Raw genomic sequence first — 17,726 nt, 5'->3', positions numbered from 1 at the left:
TTATTCGCAGCCACGTGCTTTGTTCAATCTGTTTGATGATGGGCAGAAGCAACGCCTGTTCTCGAACATTGCAGCAGCCATGGGCGGTGTGCCGGGCTTTATCGTCGAACGCCAGTTGGCGCACTTCAAGCTTGTACATCCTGATTATGAAGCCGGTGTGCGTGCGGCGCTCAAGACGGCGCACGGGTATCAGGCAAATACAATTGCAGTTAATGAGGAAGTGGATGCCGCGGAATAACCTCCGTAAGCTTCTTCATTTCGTGAAAAGCCGGATGCCCCCGCTCCGGCTTTTTGCTTTCAAAGAGCCGATCTGATTGAAACAGATTGGCGTTTTACGTGGGTTGGCTTATGTTCTAAGCGCTTTCTAAAATCGGTTCGTTTTAATTGTTGATTGCCTTTTCCCCTCAATGAAGGCTATGCCCGACACAACAAATGTGAAGGAGCTGAAATGCGGCTTGGCGGACGCCTTCAGGCGGCAATCGAGGTTTTGAATGATATTGAAGCAAACAAGCGCCCGGCTTCCGATGCGCTGAAGGATTGGGGTGCGTCGCACCGCTTTGCCGGCGCGGGTGATCGTGCGGTCATTGGCAATATTGTTTATGACGCGTTGCGGCGCAAACTATCCATCGCGTGGCGCATGGATGCTGATGATGCGCGCGCGCTTGCTTATGGCGCGCTGGTTTCAGAAGGCGGCATGGATTTTGATGCAATTGACGCAACGCTCAATGGCGATAAATTTGCCCCAGAACCTCTGGAATCTGCTCCCCGCGAAGCATGGGCAACGCGAGCCGTCACTGACGCCCCTGCTTATATCCGGGCCGATGTACCTGAATGGTGCGTGCCTTCGCTGGAAGAGTTGTTTGGTGAGCGCTGGGTAGAAGAAGCGGCTGCGCTTTCCATGCGTCCGCCGGTTGATCTTCGGGTCAATCTGCTGAAAACAACGTCCGAAGCCGTTCTTGAAGCACTGGAAAAAGCGGGGGCTGCCAAAGCGCCATTGCTTCAGCAGGCTTTGCGCATTCCTCCGATTGAGGCTTTGGGCCGTCATCCCAATGTGCAGACGGATCAGACATTTCTGGATGGCTGGTTCGAGGTACAGGATCTGGGTTCGCAGCTTGCGGCGCTTTTTGCTGGTGCAAAGCCGGGCGAACAGGTGCTGGATTATTGCGCAGGTGCAGGTGGCAAGACGCTGGCGCTGGCTTCGGCCATGCGCAACAGTGGCCAGGTCCATGCCTATGATGCCGAACGCGCGCGTCTTTCGCCCATGCATGACCGTTTGCAGCGGGCAGGGGTTCGCAACACACAGGTGCATGGCAATCTCGATGCGCTCGCTCCGCTTATTGAGCGCATGGACCTTGTGCTGACAGATGCGCCATGCACAGGTTCGGGCACATGGCGGCGCAGGCCGGATGCAAAATGGCGTCTCAATGATCAGCAGCTGGAGCGGCGTGTGCAGGATCAGCGCGAGGTGCTTGAGGCGGCGAAACATTACGTGAAGCCCGGCGGCAGGCTGGTTTACGTGACCTGTTCGCTCTTTGCCGAAGAGAATACGCGTCAGGTCGAGCGCTTCCTTGCTGAAAACAGCAACTTTACGGAAAAATCTCCCAAGGCAGTCTGGAAAGCCGTTACAGGAGATGCAGCCGGGGTAGAGCCGGTTTTTCCTGCGCATGGCGCCGTATTTTCTCCGCTTTCCATTGACACGGACGGATTTTATGTAAGTGTCTTGGAAAAGCACAATTAAGCTTGGGGGAGCTTAATGCCAGCGCATCGAATTGCGGAACCGGATTTCAAACAGCGTGTTGAGGAGAGTTTTGACCGTCAGGCAGCGATGAAGCTCATCGGTGCACAGCTGACACGTTGTGAACCGGGCATTGTCGAGGTCGAAATGCCGTTTCGCGAAGAGCTGACGCAGCAACACGGCATTCTTCATGCCGGTATAATTTCTGCAGCACTCGACACTGCCTGCGGATATGCAGCGCTTAGCCTTATGCCAACGGATGCTGCGGTTCTGACCATCGAATTTAAGGTTAATCTGCTTGCCCCCGGCAGAGGGGATCGTTTCCTGTTTCGTGGCGAGGTGACCAAGCCTGGGCGCACGATTATGGTCAGCGATGGACAGGCTTTTGCAGTCACAGATACGGAAGTGCGGCTTATTGCAACCATGACGGGCACGATGATGGTTGTTCAGGACCGCGAGGGGCTAAAGGGATGATCAAAACCCTTGCAGGCAAACGGCTTCTGTATGTGATGGCGACCGAGGCGGAATATGGCCCGCATCTCAGTTCGCTTTTTTTGCCGCTGATGATCGGCGTGGGTCCGGTCGAGGCGTCCGTCAATCTGACACGTATTCTGACTGTGCTTGAACAGCAGGGTGAATTGCCTGATCTGGTCGTCTGTGTCGGCTCCGCCGGATCGGCGAGGCTTCCCCAAACAGAGGTGTTTCAGGTTTCATCGGTCGCTTATCGCGATATGGATGCTTCGCCTATCGGATTTGAAAAAGGCCGCACACCCTTTCTTGATTTACCTGCAATGATTGATCTGCCTTGCCTTGTTCCGGGGCTGCCAGATGCGTCGCTGTCAACGGGCGCAAACATTGTTTCGGGCAAAGCCTATGAGACAATCGCAACCGACATGGTCGATATGGAGACCTATGCCTGTTTGCGCGCCTGTCAGGCCTTTGGCGTTGCCCTGATAGGGTTGCGTGGCATTTCCGATGGTACCCGTGAATTGCAGCATGTCGGCGACTGGACAGAGTATCTGCATGTCATTGATCAGAAGCTTGCGGGCGCTGTGGAGGATCTGGAAAGCGCTATTCTGAATGGTGCCGTGACACTTCCTGACAAGGATATGTCAGGATAGGCAAGTTTTCTTGGTTTGATTGTTGAAACGCGGCACTTCGACCATTGCATTTTTGCGGCTTTTTATCTAGATGCTCGGCATGAGCACCACAGCACATCCTGACACTATCCTTATCATCGACTTTGGCAGCCAGGTCACGCAGCTGATTGCACGCCGCGTGCGCGAGGCCGGAGTTTATTCCGAAATCGTTCCGTTCCAGTCTGCGGAAGATGCCTATAAGCGCATCAACCCGAAGGCTGTGATCCTGTCGGGGAGTCCACACTCGACAACGGACATTGGCAGCCCGCGCGCGCCACAGGCAATTTTCGAGGCTGGAATTCCAGTTCTCGGTATCTGCTATGGCGAGCAGACCATGTGCGCGCAGCTGGGTGGTAAGGTCGAAAGCGGCCACGACCGTGAATTCGGTCGCGCGTTTCTTGAAGTTCAGGAAGACAGCGCATTGTTCGCTGGCATCTGGGCCAAGGGCACCCGTCACCAAGTCTGGATGAGCCATGGCGACCGTGTCACCGCACTGCCTGAAGGTTTCAGGGTTATCGGGACATCGCCCAATGCGCCTTTCGCGGCCATTTCGGACGAAAAACGCAAATATTTTGCTGTGCAGTTCCACCCGGAAGTTGTGCACACACCTGATGGCGCAAAGCTGATCCAGAATTTCGTTCACAACATTGTTGGTATCAAGCCAGACTGGACCATGTCTGCTTACCGTGAACAGGCTGTAGAGGCCATTCGCAAGCAGGTGGGCAAGGGTAAGGTTATCTGCGCGCTCTCCGGCGGCGTTGACTCGTCCGTTGCAGCCCTTCTGATTCATGAAGCCGTTGGCGACCAGCTGACCTGTATCCTCGTTGATCATGGTTTGATGCGTAAGAACGAGGCTGCCGATGTGGTTGCGATGTTCAGGGAGCATTATAATCTGCCGCTGATCTTGGTGGATGCGCAGGACCGATTCATTGACGCTCTTGAAGGTGAGAACGATCCGGAAAAGAAGCGGAAGACCATTGGTCGTCTGTTTATTGAAGTTTTTGAAGAGGAAGCGAAAAAGCTTGGCGGCGCAGATTTCCTCGCACAGGGCACGTTGTATCCTGACGTTATTGAAAGCGTTTCATTTACGGGCGGGCCTTCGGTCACAATCAAGTCGCACCACAATGTTGGCGGCTTGCCAGAACGCATGAACATGCAGCTTGTCGAGCCTCTGCGCGAACTTTTCAAAGATGAAGTGCGTGTGCTGGGCAAGGAACTCGGCCTTCCTGACAGCTTTATCGGGCGGCATCCATTCCCTGGTCCAGGTCTTGCGATCCGCTGCCCCGGTGGTATCACGCGCGAAAAGCTTGAAATTCTGCGCGAAGCCGATGCGATTTATCTTGATGAAATCCGCAAGGCTGGCCTTTATGATGTCATCTGGCAGGCATTTGCCGTTCTGCTTCCGGTTCAGACCGTTGGCGTTATGGGTGATGGCCGGACTTATGAATTCGTCTGCGCGCTGCGTGCTGTGACTTCGGTCGACGGTATGACGGCGGACTTCTACCACTACGACATGAACTTCCTTGGCAATGCGGCCACCCGTATCATCAATGAAGTCCGTGGCATCAACCGCGTGGTCTATGACGTGACCTCGAAGCCTCCGGGCACAATCGAGTGGGAATAATTCAGACCCCTCCGAACGCCGCCGAATTTACGCCGAAGTACGATCCAACCAACTGAAAACAAAAATAAATTCCCCCTATTCCTATCGATATCTATCGGTGGGCATAGATCGCATTCGGCGGCCTCGCTGACGGGCCTCGCCCCCATTGATCAACCGGAAAAACGAAAGTACCGTCAGGAGCAATGAGGCTCATGACGGTACTTCTTTCGATATAAAGCGCTGAAGTATAAGCGTTTTCTACGCCATCGGCCTCCAAAAACTGCGTGACGGTACTTTTCCGCAAGGAGGCCCTAAATGTTGACCGATGCAGCACTCAAGTGCTTGAAACCAAAAGCAAAAATGTACAAGGTGTCTGATCGTGACGGCATGTATGTGCGCGTTGCACCGTCGGGCGCCATCTCGTTCAGGCTCGACTATCGGCTGAACGGCAGGCGGGAGACCGTCTACCTCGGTAGGTATGCCCGTGACGGGATATCGCTTGCCAGGGCTCGCGAGTTATGCATCGACGCGCGGCGCGCGATCGCCGAAGGGCGGTCTCCCGCCATCGAGAAGCAGCGGGAGAAGCGCCGGATCAAGGAAGCAAAGAGCTTCGGCCAGTTCGGCGAGAAATGGCTGACCAATGCGACCATGGCCGACAGCACGCGTGCGATGCGTCGCTCTATCTTCGAGCGCGAGCTCATGCCCGTCTGGCGGAATCGTCTCCTGACAGAGATCACTCCCGATGATCTGCGCGCTCACTGTGGCAAGATCGTCGAACGGGGAGCGCCAGCGACCGCTATCCACGTGAGGGATATCCTGAAGCAAATCTACGGCTTCGCCATTCTCCACGGTGAGAAGGTCGCCAACCCGGCCGATGACGTCGGCCCGGCGTCGATCGCCACTTTTACGCCGAAGGACCGCGCACTCTCGCCCGCCGAGATCCGCATTTTGTTCAAACAGCTCGAGCATGTCGCGACGTTGCCAACGATCCGCCTCGGTATGAAGCTCTATCTCCTCACCATGGTCCGGAAGAGCGAGTTGCAGGATGCAGTGTGGGACGAGATCGATTTCGACAATGCTGTCTGGACAATCCCGAAGGAGCGCATGAAGCGATCAAAGCCGCACAACGTCTACCTGTGCCGGCAGACGTTGGACATCATGATTGCGCTCAAGACCTGCTCCGGCAACTCCCGATATCTGTTGCCATCCCGGTACGACGCGGACGCTCCGATGTCGCGCGCGACCTTCAATCGGGTCACCTATGCCGTCGTCGAACAGGCCAAGAAGGAGGGGCTGCCGCTGGAGCCTTTCACGGTCCACGATCTGCGGCGGACGGGCTCGACGCTGCTAAATGAGCTGGGCTTCAACAGCGACTGGATCGAAAAGTGCCTGGCGCACGAGGACGGGCGCTCATCGCGCGGCGTTTACAACAAGGCCGAGTATGAGGTGCAGCGCCGGCATATGATGCAGCAGTGGGCGGATACCGTGGATGCCTGGATCGACGGTCGGAAGCACGCCCCAACGCTTCTGCCGACAGCTATGCCTGTGATGGAGCTTGATCCCGCCCTTTGACCGGTCGGGTCTTGCGCTTGGTGACGTCAGGGTGCTGTGCTCGACGGATCGGGGCAGCCCGCCGTGCCATCAGCCAAGCCTCGACCTCGGCCAGATCCCAAACGATACAACGTGGCGAGAGCGCGAACCGACGGGGAAACTCGCCACGTTGTTCCATTTCATAAATAGTGCTGTCAGCCATCGGCACCATCTCCCGCAACTGCTGCCGCCGGATTGTTCTCCGAATTTGCGTAGTTTCGATCTTTGCCATGCTCAATCTCCTGCGTTGCTGAGGCGATTGAGACTGATAGATGCTGATACTGGAAGCCCCTTCGAAATTCCGTGCGGTATTTTCGGGCTATAGCGTACACATCGGCGGGTTCTCCTTGACTGCTAGGTGCAGCATAAGGGCAGATAGGCGCTGATGGACAAGCCCGAAACTTGCGGCACCCGCTACGAGGAGGCGCATTCAGTAAATGCGACTCCCGAGCAGCCCCGACTTGTTGTAGAATAGATCTTCAACCTCTGCCGGGCTCATGCGAAACTGGGACTGAAGATACAGTGCAACGCCGGGATCAATGCTGCCTCAGCGTGTGCCCATGCAGATAAAGCTTCGTTGGTTCGATAGAAGTTTGACGGTTGGCTTAGGATAACGCGGGGCGCGCTGTGATGAGCGCGGGCGTTGACGCGCCTCTCCATTTCGCATCAAGCGATAACGAGAGTTCTGGGTTGATTTGAGCCTTGGCGTTGGTGGGCGGCAAGATGCGGGTGCGCGGAGCTATCAGGCCTGCGCAGTGCGCCAGCCGGAAAAGGGCTCGTTGAGCAGTTCGTCACGCAGCCGGCCGTTGAAGCTCATTGATCGGCAGCTTGGTCGTGAGGTGACCGGGATCGTCAAGGAGGGATCGGTGTCGTAGCAATTGGGCCGGCAGAAGAAGCTTGGAATGTGCTGGGTTCAAATGTCGCCTTCACGGCGTTGGTTTTGACGGTTGCACCTCCTCGAGAACCCAATTTGCGAAAGCCTGTATTGGACCGTCGCTCAGCCGGATCGGCTCCGGCAGGACGAGGCAGAAGGTCTTGGAGATCGAATTCCCATCGGGCCAAGGCGCGGCCAAGCGACCTTCCGCCAACTCGGCTTCGATATAGAGGCGCGGCACCAGCGCAACGCCGAGGCCGGCGAGCGCGGCTTCGATTTGCATGGAATGAAGATCGTAACGGGCACCAACCGCAGGATTGGTCAGCACGATCCCGGTTTCCTGCGCATAGCGTTGCCAGGCGTCCGGGTTCTGGCGTCGATGAAGGCGAGGCAGTTCATCCAGGGATAGCGCTCCTTCACCTTTATCGAGAAACGTCGGATGGCACACCGGGACCAGCGTCTCGTGTAGCAGCCTGTGCGTTCTCATTCCCGTCCATGCGGGATGCTCGAAATGGATCGCGGCATCGAAACCGCTTCCGACAAGCACAAAAGGCTCCATACGTTCGGCAAGATGGACGATGATGTTCGGGTGCATTTCACGAAAGCGTCCCAGCCGCGGAATGAGCCAGCGTGTGGCAAAGGTCGGGATGGTGGCGATGTCGAGGCTCGCACCATCGCTGGGCTGCCCCATCAGATATTGGCTGTCACGCTCCAGCCGGTCGAGTGACTCGCGGACTTGCGCGGCATAACGCTCTCCATTCGGCAAAAGCCGGACGCGATTGCCGACTCTCTCGAACAGCGTGACGCCGAGGAAGGCTTCCAGCCGGCCGATCTGGCGGCTGATCGCTCCTTCGGTCAGGGCCAGTTCGTCGGCCGCGCGAGCGAAGCTCCCATGACGAGCCGATGCTTCGAACGCCATGAGTGCGGAATTGCTGGGAATCTTGCGGCGCATGACGGTTCCTGACGAGATGGTTCGGCCTTCAACCCGCCGCCACCTTGATATTAGGTCACTGAAGCATGATCCATTGTCGATATGTGGGCATGAATCGGCAGTCTATCATGAGAAAATATCAACGAAAGGCAAGACCGGAAGGACAACCTTCCGGTCGAAGGTGGAATAATGATCTATACGGTGGAATGCAGCTTTGCCGATCCGGGCAGCGAAGCGGAATGGAACGACTTTTACAGCCTGGACAAGCTGCCAGCCCTCATTTCGGTGAGCGGCTTCCACACTTCGCAACGTTTCAAGACGCTGAGCCGTGGCTGCCCCGTCTATCTCGCTCTACACTCGATCGACGGCCTCGACATCCTGACGGGTGAGGAATACCGCCAGAAGGGCGGCGGCAATTTCGCCCGCTGGCAACAGCACATCACCGACTGGCACCGGAACCTCTATGGCGGCATCAAGCGAGCGCCGGCCATTGGTGAGGGCGAATATCTGGCGTTGAGCGCCACAGGCCCCGAACCTCTGATCCGGCTTGGCCTCACCCCATATGCGATGCAGGCGGTCGCTATGGAGAAGTTCCCGGAACACCGCTGGCTCGCCAAGGTAGATCGCGGCAATGTGCCTGACATCGAGCATCTACCTGAAGGCGTCCATGTCTACGCGCCGATGACGGCGCAGTTGACGAATGACGTCGACGCCGCTTTCGGGAAGGCGCGGTAGGCCCCATGCCGAATGTCACGATCTACATTCCGGCAGACAAGATGCCGCCGGACGAAGCGCTCGCAGACCTCACGGAACAATGCACCGAACTCTGCACGGGCATTCTTCGGGCCGCATTGGCGAATGTGCATATTGTCTATGTCGCTGTTCGGCACGGCCGGGGGCACCCGGCCTTTGCGGAAATCCAATATCGCCTTGAACCATTTCGGACGCCGCCGGTCATGGAACGGTTCATGGAAGGACTGGACGACGCCATAAAGGGCAACATCGGCCTCACCGCGCGCATCCGTTGCTTTGGCTATGCGGCGTCGAGCATTCACGCGCGAAATTGAGCCGACGCTTGGAGAAGAACCATGTCTAGTCTTGCATTTCCCACACAACAGGTCGGTGATTTAACAATCACCGCCGTCAGCGATGGCTATCTTCACGCCGGTTTCGATTTCCTCGCGAATATCGACCCGGCCGATGCCTCCCGTATGCAGGAAAATGCGGGGATAAAGGATCACACCTCGATCCATATCAACTGCTACCTTGTGCGTGGAGGGGGTCGCACGGTCCTGATCGACGCAGGAGCAGGTGGTTTCAAGCAGTGGGGCGGTCGATTGAAAACCAATCTGCTGCTCGCGGGCATCCAGCCTTCGGAGATCGACGCGGTCCTGCTGACGCATGCTCATCCCGATCATGTCGGGGGGCTGATGGACGCTTCCGGAGAAGCCGTCTTCCCGAAAGCCGAACTTATTGCCCACCATCGGGAGGTCGCGTTCTGGCAGGATGATGGCAATCTAGGCCGCGCGCCCGAGCGTGCCCGTGGCAACTTCCTCGTGGCGCGTCAGGCGTTCGACAGCTACCGCGACAGGCTGCGCACTTTTGAGGGCGGCGAGCTGCTGCCCGGCATCACGGCGATGTCTCTGCCGGGACATACAGCCGGGCATACCGGCTATCGGCTCGATTCAGATGGCAAGGGCATGCTGGTCTGGGGCGACATCGTTCATTTCCCGCAAATCCAGATTCCCCGGCCCGATGTGTCGATCGCATTCGATCAGGATGCGCATCTTGCCGCCGAAACACGAGCGAGGCTGCTGGACTGCGTGACCGCAGAGCGACTGCTGATCGCTGGTATGCACCTAGGCGAACCCGGCTTCGCGCGGATCAAGCGAAATAAGTTGGCCTACGGTGTCGCATATGAGGAATGAGCGAGTGCCGCTGTCGGCGCGATCTGCGTTCGAAACTACAGAGCATCCGCAGCGGCGTGCTGGCCCTCGGCCCTCCACTGCTGTCGAGGGCTATGATGGAAGCGGCACACGTTCATCCACGTTTACGCCCTCAAACCGCACGCAGAAGAAAATCTCTGACATGCACGACACGAGGATGGCGGAGTGCAGTCTTGTTCCAGACGAGATAGAGCGTGTTGTCCGGCCCCGGCCGCGTCGTCGGCAGTTCAACGAGTTGCCCGCTCGCCAGCGCTTCAGCGCATAGATAGTCCGGCAACACTGTCCATCCCGTTCCGGCCTGGGCCATGCTGATCAGGATACGCAGGTCCGGCGCCGTCACCACGGCCTGCATGTCGGGGGCCTTGCCGAAGACGTGCTCGAAGAACGGGCGCAGCAACGGAAGGGTCTCATCATAGGCGATGCAGGGCAGCCCACACAGGAATTCTGCCGTCACGGTGCGCGCCTTGGTCCGCTCTGCAATGGCCGGCGCCACGACCAGCACCAGGCGCTCCCGGCCCAGTTCAGCAAAGCCGTGGACGCTTCCGTCCGGCGGCGACGCGGTAACGGCAAGATCGGCATGGCCCTCGTCGAGCGCCGCATAGATACGCTCGCGATTGCCAGTCTGGATGCGTAGCCGCAGACCTTCCCCGATGAGTGGCGCCAGGGCGGGGCCGATGCGTGCGGAAAGATATTCCGCCGGGCCGACCAGATGGACGGTGCCGCTCAAATGGCTGGAGCGCGCTTGGGCCGCACCCATGGTCGCCTCGATCCCGTCGAGTTGGGAGGCGATCGAACGGGCGAGATCGTCGGCAGCGGCCGTCGGGGCAACCCCGCGCGCCTGCCGGATGAAGAGCGGCTTGCCCAGCATCTCCTCCAGCGAGGCGATGTGCGCGGACGCTGCCGGCTGGGTAATGCCGAGACGCCCGGCCGCGCGGGTCAGCGAGCCGGCGCGGTAAGTGTCAAGGAAGGTGCGCAGATAGATGAGGTAGTTCATGATCGCCGAGCCATAGTTATTTCTATGGCTGATAGCATAAGGAATGATTTTTGTCGCGTACTGGCGTGAGGCATGTTCCGGGCAACAACCGGAGTGCCTCAATGCCTACCAAGCTCAAGATTCTGATGATCCTTACGTCCAGCGCCACGATGGGCGAGCCCGACAAACCCACCGGCCTGTGGTTCGAGGAACTGGCGACACCTTACTACGCCTTCGTCGATGCCGGCGCGTCGGTGACGCTGGCCTCCATTCAAGGTGGCCCGGCGCCGATCGATCCCCGGTCTGTAAAGGCGAGGGGCGAGAACGAGGCCAGCGTGGACCGCTTCCTCGGCGACGAAGCTGCATCGAAGGTGCTGACCGAGACCCTACCGCTCTCCGCCATCGACATCTCGCAATATGACGCGGTGTTCCTGCCCGGTGGCCACGGAACCATGTGGGACTTGCCAGAGAGCGCCGAGCTGGCCGCGCTGCTGGGCAAGGCATGGGCACAGGGCAAGATCGTCGCCGCCGTCTGCCACGGCCCGGCCGGACTGGTGAACGTCAAGGACGAAACCGGCACTCCGCTGGTGAGCGGTCGTCGCGTCACCGGCTTCTCCGACAGCGAGGAGCGCGCCGCCGGGCTGGACGAGGCCGTGCCCTTCCTGCTGGAAACTCGCCTGCGCGAGCTGGGCGGCCGTTACGAGAGCGTCGCCGACTTCCAGCCCTTTGCCATTGCCGATGGTCGCCTCGTTACCGGCCAGAACCCGGCGTCCTCGGCCCTGACCGCCAAGCTAACGCTGGAGGCGCTGAATGGCGGGGAAGCGCGATGAGGAACGTCCCGACCATGGAAGAACGGGACGATTCCGCGTCGCAGGCCGGCCGTATCCCGCTGGTCATCTACGTCTTCGCGCTCTCGGCCTTTGCCTTGGGCTTCACCGAGTTCGTCACCATCGGCCTGGTGTCGGACATAGCCGCCGACCTGAAGGTCGATGTCGGGCAAGTGGGTGCCGCCGTCGCCGCCTATGCCATCGGCGCGACCATCGGCGCACCGATCCTGACGGCGCTTGCCGCGAGCTGGAGCCGCAAGCATCTGCTGCTCGCGGCTATGATCGTATTCACAGTCGGCAATTTCCTCGTCGGCCTGTCCGGCGATCTAATGTCCTTGCTGGCGGCGCGGTTCGGGTCGGGGCTGGGCCATGGCGTCTTCCTCGCTGTCGCGTCCAGCGCCGCGACACGCCTCGTCGCGCCGGAGCGTGCGGGCAGCGCCGTCGCTGTGGTCTTCGGCGGCTTGACGCTGGCGCTCGCCTTCGGCGTGCCGATCGGCACCTTCCTCGGCGGCGTCTGGAGCTGGCAGACCATCTTCATGGGCGTGTCGATCTGCGGCGCGATCGGCGTGGCCGGTCTGGCGCTGCTGATGCCGAACGCCAGGGATGGTGGCGAAGCGAAGGATGCCCTGCACAATCTGATCGCGCTGATCGACCGGCGCCTGCTTGGTGCGGCCTTCATCACCGTGCTGGCGTACACCGGCTCCTTCTGCCTGTTTTCCTATATCTCGCCACTGCTGATCGACGTCACCGGAATGGAGTCCTCCTGGGTTAGCACGATGATGCTGATCTATGGCGTCGCTGCCGCCATCGGCAACGTCGTCGGCGGTCGCATGACCGATAGGCTCGGCCCTGACAAGGCGGTGATGATCGTCCTGACCGGTCTGGCGATCGTGCTGGCGGCGATGTGGCCGGCGGTGCATTCCGTCCCGGCCATGGCCGTGCTGATCGCGGCGCTGGGCGCGCTGACCTATGCGGCGGTCCCCGCCATGCAGGCCCGCGTCATCGGCATCGCCGAGCGCCATGCGCCAAAGGCTCTGGCGGCGGCGGCCGGCCTCAACATCGCCGGGTTCAATTCCGGTATCGCGCTTGGTTCGCTGATCGGGGGCGGCGTGATCGGCGCGTTCGGACTGACCGCGATCGCCATCGTCGGCGCGGGGGCCGCCCTTGCTGGCATCGCGGTCCTGGCGCTCCAACGGAGTTCAGCAAATCCATGAGGGATGAAGGACTACACCGATCCGCCCTCTTGTTGGATAGCGCTGGCCAACCATGCCACGAACGCTCGGGTCTTCGCAGGGACGAGCGTTGCAGAGGGGTGAACGATGTAGATCCCTTCCGGGGTCGCGACCGGATAGGCTTGAAGCACCGGCACGAGCCGGCCGCTCTTGAGTTCCGGTCCAGCCAGCCAGTCGGAGACCATCGCGATACCGGCTCCGGCCACGGCAGCATCAATCAAGCTGGTGGCATCGTCCGTGACGAGCGGGCCAGAGATGCGGACGGCAAGCGTCTTGCCTTCGTCGCCAAGATGCCAGACCGGATGCGAGGCGAGCCGCGAGAACCCGATGCAGTGGTGATTGGCAAGGTCGGAAGGATGCGCCGGCATACCGCGCTCGGTCAGATAGTCAGGCGAAGCGCACAGCAGGCGTTTGGCAGGGGCCAGCGTCCGGGCGATCAGGCGGCTGTCGGCGAGATCGCCGATCCGAACGGCAACGTCGAAGCCTTCCGCGACGAGATCGACGTAGCGATCCTCGTAGCGCGCCTCGACCGTGAGGCCGGGATGCTGCCGCAGAAATGCCGGCAGGATCGGTGCGATCCACATCCGCCCGAAGGTGGCGGGAAGCGACAAGCGCAGCGTGCCGCGCACCGTGCCCGACGCCTCGGCCGCTTCCGCGTCGATCTCGGTCATAACCAGCACCGCCGCGCGCATTCGCTGATAGTAAGTCTCGCCGGCTTCGGTCAGCGCGACACGCCGCGTGGTGCGCTCCAGAAGCCGAACGCCCAAGCGCTTTTCGAGCGCCGTGACGCGGCGCGACATGAGCGACCCGTCGCGGTTCAGCACCGCCCCGGCCGCCGTGAAACCGGCATGCTCGACCGTGGCGAGAAAAGCCGCGACCTGATCGAAGTAGGAACCATCCATTGCTGCACCACATGCAGAAGCAATCTGCAAAAACGCCATATTATCCTATTCGGTAGCAGAAATTACGATTGCGGAAAACAGTCCGCGTTTTTGGAACCGCCGTTTCGCCGGGCGCTCCTGCGCGGCGCAACGGAGTTCCCGATGGACGCTACACAAGGGCTGGCCACCACCGACGGCCGAAACAAGATTCTCGCCGCCATCTGCTTATCGGCAGTCATCATCCCGTTGGTCTTCACCGGTCCGGCGATCTCCACACCGGCTGTGGGGCGCGATCTCGGCGGCGATCAGGCAAGCTTGAGCTGGATCGTCAACGCATACGCCATCGCCTTCGGCGGCTGCGTCATGGCGGCCGGCGCGCTCGGCGACCAGATCGGCCGCAAGCGCTGCTTCGTCGTCGGCCTGGCGATCTTCACCGCCACCTCCATTCTGATAGGCCTCACCCCCATCCTTCTGCTGCTCAATCTGCTGCGGGCCGTGGAGGGCATCGGCGGAGCGCTTGTCCTGACGTCGGCGACATCGCTCCTCGCGCAGGAGTTCGAGGAGGCGGAACGGCCCCGAGCCTTCAGCTTTCTCGGCACCGCCTTCGGCGTCGGTCTCGCTTTCGGGCCGATGGCATCAGGCTACATCATCGAGCACTGGGGCTGGCGCGCGCTCTACTTCGGCATTGCCGCCGTCTCGCTGCTCATCCTGCTATTCGGAACGCCGAGCATCAGGGAGTCGCGTGACCCGGAAGCGAAGGACATCGACTGGCCGGGCACGATCCTGTTTACGGCGGCGCTGGTCAGCTTCACCTTTGCGGTTGTTCAGGGGCCGCAGCACGGTTGGGCGAGCTTGCGCGTCATCGGCCTGTTCACGGGCTCGGTAGCTTTGCTCGCCTCATTCGTGGCGGTCGAACTTCGACAGGCCCGGCCCATGCTGGACCTGTCGCTGTTCAAATATCCGCGCTTCATCGGCGTGCAACTCCTGCCGGTTGCGACAGGGTTCAGCTTCGTAGCGCTGATCGTCTATCTGCCGATCTGGTTCATCGCCATTCAAGGCCGAGACGAGTTTACCGCTGGCCTCGCAATCCTTCCGCTGACGGCACCGATGCTGATCGTGCCACTTCTGGCAGGTATGCTTGCGAAGTGGATCGCGCCGGGCATTCTCTCGGGGGTCGGCTTCCTGATTTCCGCCATCGGCGCGTTGCTCCTCATGCGGCTTTCGCCCGAGGGAAGTGTCGGGCCGATGATCCTGCCGATGTTGCTGATCGGCATCGGCAACGGCCTGCCGTGGGGATTGATGGACGCGCTCTCGGTCAGCGTGGTCCCCAAGGAACGTGCCGGCATGGCCTCCGGCATCTTCACGACCAGCCGCGTTGCAGGTGAGGCCATTGCCATCGCCGCCATCGGGGCGGCGCTGATCGGACTGACAGCCCATAACCTCGGAGTGGCCGCATCCGAAAAAGGCATCACGCTGCCACTCGGAGCCGCCGAGATGGCGGCGTGCATCGGCTCAGGCGCACACGGCGCTGCCGTTTCATCGACCGCAACCAACGACGTGCTGCTCTCTGCGCTCGTCCATGCAGCCTACACAGACGCCTTCGTGACGATTCTCGTCGTCCTGGCGCTGCTTGCGACGATAACGGCAGCCTTCTGCCTGTTCACCCTTCGCAGAGATGCAGCAAAGGAGGCGAAGTGAAGAAATCCGCGACTGCTTCACGCTTCCCAGGGAGGATTGCGCCAGAGCTGAGCCAGGAAATCGCCGAAGGCGCTGATGCGTTTCGGCACCGGTTCGCGTTTGGCGCGAACGAAGCTGATCGGGCTAGCTTCCTCTTCCCAGTCCGGAAGGATGTGGACCAGTCGCCCCGCCTTCAATTCGTCCGAGACATCCCAAAGCTCGCGCAGGGAAATGCCAAGCCCCGCCACGCACCATGTCCGCAAGGTGATGCCACTGTCCGTTGCAAGGTCGCTCGACACAGACATTTCCGCCGTCATTCCACCGTTGTGCAGCGTCCAGATGTTTCGCAGCCCAGGATAAGCGATGAGCAGGCAGGTGTGGCCGGCAAGGTCTTGCGGGTGTTCCGGCATGCCCCGTCGAGCGAGATAGTCTGGCGCGGCGACCATAATGCGGCGATTGTCGGCAAGACGGCGGGCGATCAGGCGGGAGTCAGAGAGCTTCCCAACCCGAATCGCGACGTCGATCTCACCTGCATAGAGATCGACGATCCGATCTGTCAGATGCAACTCGAACCCTACCTTGGGATGGAGCTTGCGGAAGTCCGCCGTCGCCGCAGCGACGTAGCGGCTTCCGAAAGGCACGGGCGCGGTGATGCGGATCGTGCCCGAAAGGTCGGCGGAACCGGCGCGCGCGATCTCGGCAGCTTCATCGAGCAAGGCGAGCGCAGCGCGTGCCCGCTCGGCCACGGCCCGGCCTTCCTCGGTGATCTTCAATCGGCGGGTGTTGCGCTCGAACAATGTCGCGCCGAGCTGCCGTTCCAGCCGGGCGATCTGCTTGCTGACCGTGGTGGGCGCGAGGTCCATCGCGCGGGCGGCGGCCGAAAAGCCGCCACATTCGGCCACGCGGACAAACACCGCCAGATCGTCGAGGTTGCGAACCATTTCTTCCAGGAAGTCGTAAGTGTTCTCCCATTATGCACCTTTCTGACTATTCGTGCAAAGCGCAGTTTGCCGGAGAAGCAATTGCGCCTGCCGGTATCCGATGTCCCGCAAGGAGAGGGCGGGCTTGTCTGGAAAGGTCGGCCTATGCCTCCCGTCATCTATATCTTCTCGTTCTGCGCCTTCGCTGTCGGCTTCACCGAGTTCATCACCATCGGCCTCGTCTCGGCGATGGCCGACGACCTGCAGGTCGATGTCACCCGCATCGGGCTGACCGTCACGACCTATGCGGCCGGTGTGGTGATCGGCGCTCCGCTCCTGACCGCGCTCGCCGCCCGCTGGTCGCGCAAGCACCTGATCCTCGCCGCGATGCTGGTGTTCAGCGCCGGCAACGTGATCGCGGGCCTCTCCGACAGCCTGACGCCGCTGCTCTTGGCCCGCCTGCTCTCGGGCCTAGCGCATGGCGTCTTCTTCGCTGTCGCCTCCAGCGTGGCGACGCGGCTGGTCGCGCCCGAACGTGCGGGCGCGGCGCTGGCCCTGGTCTTCGGCGGCGTTACGGTAGCGATGTCGCTCGGCGTGCCGATCGGCACCTGGCTCGGGTCCATCCTGCACTGGCAGGTCATCTTCCTCGTCATCGCCGCGTGCGGCCTGATCGGCAGCCTCGGCATCGCCGCGCTGATGCCGGCCGGATCGGGCGAGGCCGAGACGAAGGGTGCGGGCCTGCGCGACCTTGGCGTGCTGTTCGACCGCCGGCTGCTCGCCGGCGCGAGCATCCCGATGCTCTCCTATACCGGCTCCTTCGCCCTCTACACCTTCGTTTCGCCGATCCTGCTGCAAGTCACCAATGTCTGCGTGGAGACTGCGAGCCTCACGCTGCTGGCCTACGGCCTTGGCGCGGCGGCGGGAAATGTGCTCGGCGGCCGTCTGACCGACAGGCAGGGCATGGACCGCGCTTCGGTCCTCCTGCTCGTCGGCATTGTCCTGTCGCTCGTGCTGATCTCCTTCGCTCTCCGCCAGCCTGTCGCGATGATTGGGCTGGTCGCTCTGCTAGGCCTCACCACCTATGGCGCGATCCCGCCGCTCCAATCGCGCATCCTGATGCTGGCCGCTCGCCACCGGCCACAGGCCATGGACGTGGCGTCGGGGATGAACATCGCCGCCTTCAACTCCGGCGTGGTAGTCGGTTCAGGGATCGGAGGCGCTGCCATCAGCGCCTGGGGTCTGCCGTCACTTGCGCCGATCGGCGCGGTCATCGCAGCGGTCGCAGTTATCGCGCTTCTCTGGCAGATCGCCTTGCCGTCGATGAAGGCGTCCCGGCGCGATGTCTCGCCGGCCGCAGCGTCGGGAGGGCATTGATATGGCCCTCCATCCTCGGACCTC

At 60.8% G+C, this 17,726-nt stretch carries 19 protein-coding genes; 13 read left to right on the top strand and 6 right to left on the bottom strand.

Annotated features, from left to right (window positions below):
- The 6 genes from ABE527_RS19865 to ABE527_RS19840 all read left to right on the top strand — a co-directional run.
- A partial coding sequence (locus ABE527_RS19865) for a catalase-related domain-containing protein (protein WP_499698069.1) occupies window positions 1-238 on the top strand: 238 nt, incomplete at its 5' end.
- A gap of 210 nt (window positions 239-448) precedes the next feature.
- Window positions 449-1,738, top strand: coding sequence for an RsmB/NOP family class I SAM-dependent RNA methyltransferase (locus ABE527_RS19860; protein WP_499698068.1), 1,290 nt, complete (start codon window positions 449-451; stop codon window positions 1,736-1,738).
- Window positions 1,739-1,753: 15 nt separating this feature from the next.
- On the top strand, window positions 1,754-2,209 hold the full coding sequence (locus ABE527_RS19855) for a PaaI family thioesterase (RefSeq protein ID WP_265986307.1): 456 nt from the start codon (window positions 1,754-1,756) through the stop codon (window positions 2,207-2,209).
- Window positions 2,206-2,856 carry a 5'-methylthioadenosine/S-adenosylhomocysteine nucleosidase gene (locus ABE527_RS19850; protein ID WP_499698067.1) on the top strand — a complete coding sequence of 217 codons (651 nt, stop codon included), beginning with the start codon at window positions 2,206-2,208 and terminating at the stop codon, window positions 2,854-2,856. The genes ABE527_RS19855 and ABE527_RS19850 overlap by 4 nt, the downstream gene beginning before the upstream one ends.
- Before the next feature lie 79 nt (window positions 2,857-2,935).
- Complete coding sequence (guaA, locus tag ABE527_RS19845; protein WP_265986304.1) at window positions 2,936-4,498, top strand: glutamine-hydrolyzing GMP synthase; 1,563 nt, start codon at window positions 2,936-2,938, stop codon at window positions 4,496-4,498.
- A 294-nt stretch (window positions 4,499-4,792) separates the two neighbouring features.
- A complete protein-coding gene (locus ABE527_RS19840) occupies window positions 4,793-6,049 on the top strand; it encodes a tyrosine-type recombinase/integrase (RefSeq protein WP_499698066.1) in 1,257 nt (418 codons plus the stop codon).
- Here the strand turns inward: ABE527_RS19840 and ABE527_RS19835 are convergent.
- The 3 genes from ABE527_RS19835 to ABE527_RS19825 all read right to left on the bottom strand — a co-directional run bounded on the left by ABE527_RS19835 (window position 6,015) and on the right by ABE527_RS19825 (window position 7,893).
- Window positions 6,015-6,299 (bottom strand): helix-turn-helix transcriptional regulator, encoded by a 285-nt coding sequence (locus ABE527_RS19835; RefSeq protein ID WP_499698065.1) that lies wholly within the window; start codon window positions 6,297-6,299, stop codon window positions 6,015-6,017. The genes ABE527_RS19840 and ABE527_RS19835 overlap by 35 nt on opposite strands.
- Window positions 6,300-6,497: 198 nt before the next feature.
- Window positions 6,498-6,608 (bottom strand): hypothetical protein, encoded by a 111-nt coding sequence (locus tag ABE527_RS19830; RefSeq protein ID WP_499698070.1) that lies wholly within the window; start codon window positions 6,606-6,608, stop codon window positions 6,498-6,500.
- Window positions 6,609-6,993: 385 nt separating this feature from the next.
- Window positions 6,994-7,893, bottom strand: coding sequence for a LysR substrate-binding domain-containing protein (locus ABE527_RS19825; protein WP_499698064.1), 900 nt, complete (start codon window positions 7,891-7,893; stop codon window positions 6,994-6,996).
- Between the two features lie 168 nt (window positions 7,894-8,061).
- On the opposite strand from ABE527_RS19825, the gene ABE527_RS19820 reads away from it, so the two are divergent.
- From ABE527_RS19820 to ABE527_RS19810, 3 genes are read left to right on the top strand one after another with little or no spacing between them, the layout of a single operon-like run.
- Window positions 8,062-8,607, top strand: a complete 546-nt coding sequence (locus ABE527_RS19820) for a sugar ABC transporter (RefSeq protein ID WP_499698063.1) — start codon at window positions 8,062-8,064, stop codon at window positions 8,605-8,607.
- A 5-nt stretch (window positions 8,608-8,612) separates the two neighbouring features.
- On the top strand, window positions 8,613-8,939 hold the full coding sequence (locus ABE527_RS19815; protein WP_499698062.1) for a hypothetical protein: 327 nt from the start codon (window positions 8,613-8,615) through the stop codon (window positions 8,937-8,939).
- A gap of 21 nt (window positions 8,940-8,960) precedes the next feature.
- The gene (locus tag ABE527_RS19810) at window positions 8,961-9,800 is read left to right on the top strand and encodes an MBL fold metallo-hydrolase (protein ID WP_499698061.1); all 840 of its coding nucleotides are present in this window, start codon (window positions 8,961-8,963) and stop codon (window positions 9,798-9,800) included.
- A gap of 130 nt (window positions 9,801-9,930) precedes the next feature.
- Here ABE527_RS19810 and ABE527_RS19805 read toward each other — a convergent pair whose 3' ends face one another.
- A complete protein-coding gene (locus ABE527_RS19805; RefSeq protein WP_499698060.1) occupies window positions 9,931-10,812 on the bottom strand; it encodes a LysR family transcriptional regulator in 882 nt (293 codons plus the stop codon).
- Window positions 10,813-10,913: 101 nt separating this feature from the next.
- Here ABE527_RS19805 and ABE527_RS19800 point away from each other — a divergent pair, with 101 nt between their 5' ends.
- Both ABE527_RS19800 and ABE527_RS19795 read left to right on the top strand, forming a co-directional pair.
- The gene (locus ABE527_RS19800) at window positions 10,914-11,621 is read left to right on the top strand and encodes a type 1 glutamine amidotransferase domain-containing protein (RefSeq protein ID WP_499698059.1); all 708 of its coding nucleotides are present in this window, start codon (window positions 10,914-10,916) and stop codon (window positions 11,619-11,621) included.
- Window positions 11,622-11,635: 14 nt separating this feature from the next.
- Window positions 11,636-12,832: an MFS transporter gene (locus tag ABE527_RS19795; protein WP_499698058.1), complete on the top strand. Its 1,197-nt coding sequence runs from the start codon at window positions 11,636-11,638 to the stop codon at window positions 12,830-12,832.
- 11 nt (window positions 12,833-12,843) lie between these two features.
- On the opposite strand, the gene ABE527_RS19790 is transcribed toward ABE527_RS19795, so the two are convergent.
- Window positions 12,844-13,752, bottom strand: a complete 909-nt coding sequence (locus ABE527_RS19790; RefSeq protein ID WP_499698057.1) for a LysR family transcriptional regulator — start codon at window positions 13,750-13,752, stop codon at window positions 12,844-12,846.
- Between ABE527_RS19790 and ABE527_RS19785 the strand changes: the two genes are divergently transcribed.
- Entirely contained in the window at window positions 13,699-15,429 is a 1,731-nt protein-coding gene (locus ABE527_RS19785) for an MFS transporter (protein WP_499698056.1), read from the top strand. The genes ABE527_RS19790 and ABE527_RS19785 overlap by 54 nt on opposite strands.
- Window positions 15,430-15,446: 17 nt before the next feature.
- On the opposite strand, the gene ABE527_RS19780 is transcribed toward ABE527_RS19785, so the two are convergent.
- Window positions 15,447-16,349 carry a LysR family transcriptional regulator gene (locus ABE527_RS19780; protein ID WP_499698055.1) on the bottom strand — a complete coding sequence of 301 codons (903 nt, stop codon included), beginning with the start codon at window positions 16,347-16,349 and terminating at the stop codon, window positions 15,447-15,449.
- 144 nt (window positions 16,350-16,493) lie between these two features.
- Here ABE527_RS19780 and ABE527_RS19775 point away from each other — a divergent pair, with 144 nt between their 5' ends.
- Complete coding sequence (locus ABE527_RS19775; RefSeq protein WP_499698054.1) at window positions 16,494-17,702, top strand: MFS transporter; 1,209 nt, start codon at window positions 16,494-16,496, stop codon at window positions 17,700-17,702.
- Window positions 17,703-17,726 lie beyond the last annotated feature (24 nt).

Origin of the sequence: Brucella sp. TWI432, assembly GCF_039674445.1 — a bacterium.
Taxonomy (GTDB): Bacteria; Pseudomonadota; Alphaproteobacteria; order Rhizobiales; family Rhizobiaceae; genus Brucella; species Brucella chromiisoli.
Note: the sequence above shows the minus strand (reverse complement) of the source record. Positions and strands in the feature narration are given on the sequence as shown.

Bases quoted from the DNA above. Each gene is read 5' to 3' on its own strand.
- ABE527_RS19860 (WP_499698068.1), top strand. From the start codon at position 449: ATGCGGCTTGGCGGACGCCTTCAGGCGGCAATCGAGGTTTTGAATGAT.
- ABE527_RS19855 (WP_265986307.1), top strand. From the start codon at position 1,754: ATGCCAGCGCATCGAATTGCGGAACCGGATTTCAAACAGCGTGTTGAG.
- ABE527_RS19850 (WP_499698067.1), top strand. From the start codon at position 2,206: ATGATCAAAACCCTTGCAGGCAAACGGCTTCTGTATGTGATGGCGACC.
- guaA (WP_265986304.1), top strand. From the start codon at position 2,936: ATGAGCACCACAGCACATCCTGACACTATCCTTATCATCGACTTTGGC.
- ABE527_RS19840 (WP_499698066.1), top strand. From the start codon at position 4,793: ATGTTGACCGATGCAGCACTCAAGTGCTTGAAACCAAAAGCAAAAATG.
- ABE527_RS19835 (WP_499698065.1), bottom strand. From the start codon at position 6,299: ATGGCAAAGATCGAAACTACGCAAATTCGGAGAACAATCCGGCGGCAG.
- ABE527_RS19825 (WP_499698064.1), bottom strand. From the start codon at position 7,893: ATGCGCCGCAAGATTCCCAGCAATTCCGCACTCATGGCGTTCGAAGCA.
- ABE527_RS19820 (WP_499698063.1), top strand. From the start codon at position 8,062: ATGATCTATACGGTGGAATGCAGCTTTGCCGATCCGGGCAGCGAAGCG.
- ABE527_RS19815 (WP_499698062.1), top strand. From the start codon at position 8,613: ATGCCGAATGTCACGATCTACATTCCGGCAGACAAGATGCCGCCGGAC.
- ABE527_RS19810 (WP_499698061.1), top strand. From the start codon at position 8,961: ATGTCTAGTCTTGCATTTCCCACACAACAGGTCGGTGATTTAACAATC.
- ABE527_RS19805 (WP_499698060.1), bottom strand. From the start codon at position 10,812: ATGAACTACCTCATCTATCTGCGCACCTTCCTTGACACTTACCGCGCC.
- ABE527_RS19800 (WP_499698059.1), top strand. From the start codon at position 10,914: ATGCCTACCAAGCTCAAGATTCTGATGATCCTTACGTCCAGCGCCACG.
- ABE527_RS19795 (WP_499698058.1), top strand. From the start codon at position 11,636: ATGGAAGAACGGGACGATTCCGCGTCGCAGGCCGGCCGTATCCCGCTG.
- ABE527_RS19785 (WP_499698056.1), top strand. From the start codon at position 13,699: ATGCTCGACCGTGGCGAGAAAAGCCGCGACCTGATCGAAGTAGGAACC.
- ABE527_RS19790 (WP_499698057.1), bottom strand. From the start codon at position 13,752: ATGGATGGTTCCTACTTCGATCAGGTCGCGGCTTTTCTCGCCACGGTC.
- ABE527_RS19780 (WP_499698055.1), bottom strand. From the start codon at position 16,349: ATGGTTCGCAACCTCGACGATCTGGCGGTGTTTGTCCGCGTGGCCGAA.
- ABE527_RS19775 (WP_499698054.1), top strand. From the start codon at position 16,494: ATGCCTCCCGTCATCTATATCTTCTCGTTCTGCGCCTTCGCTGTCGGC.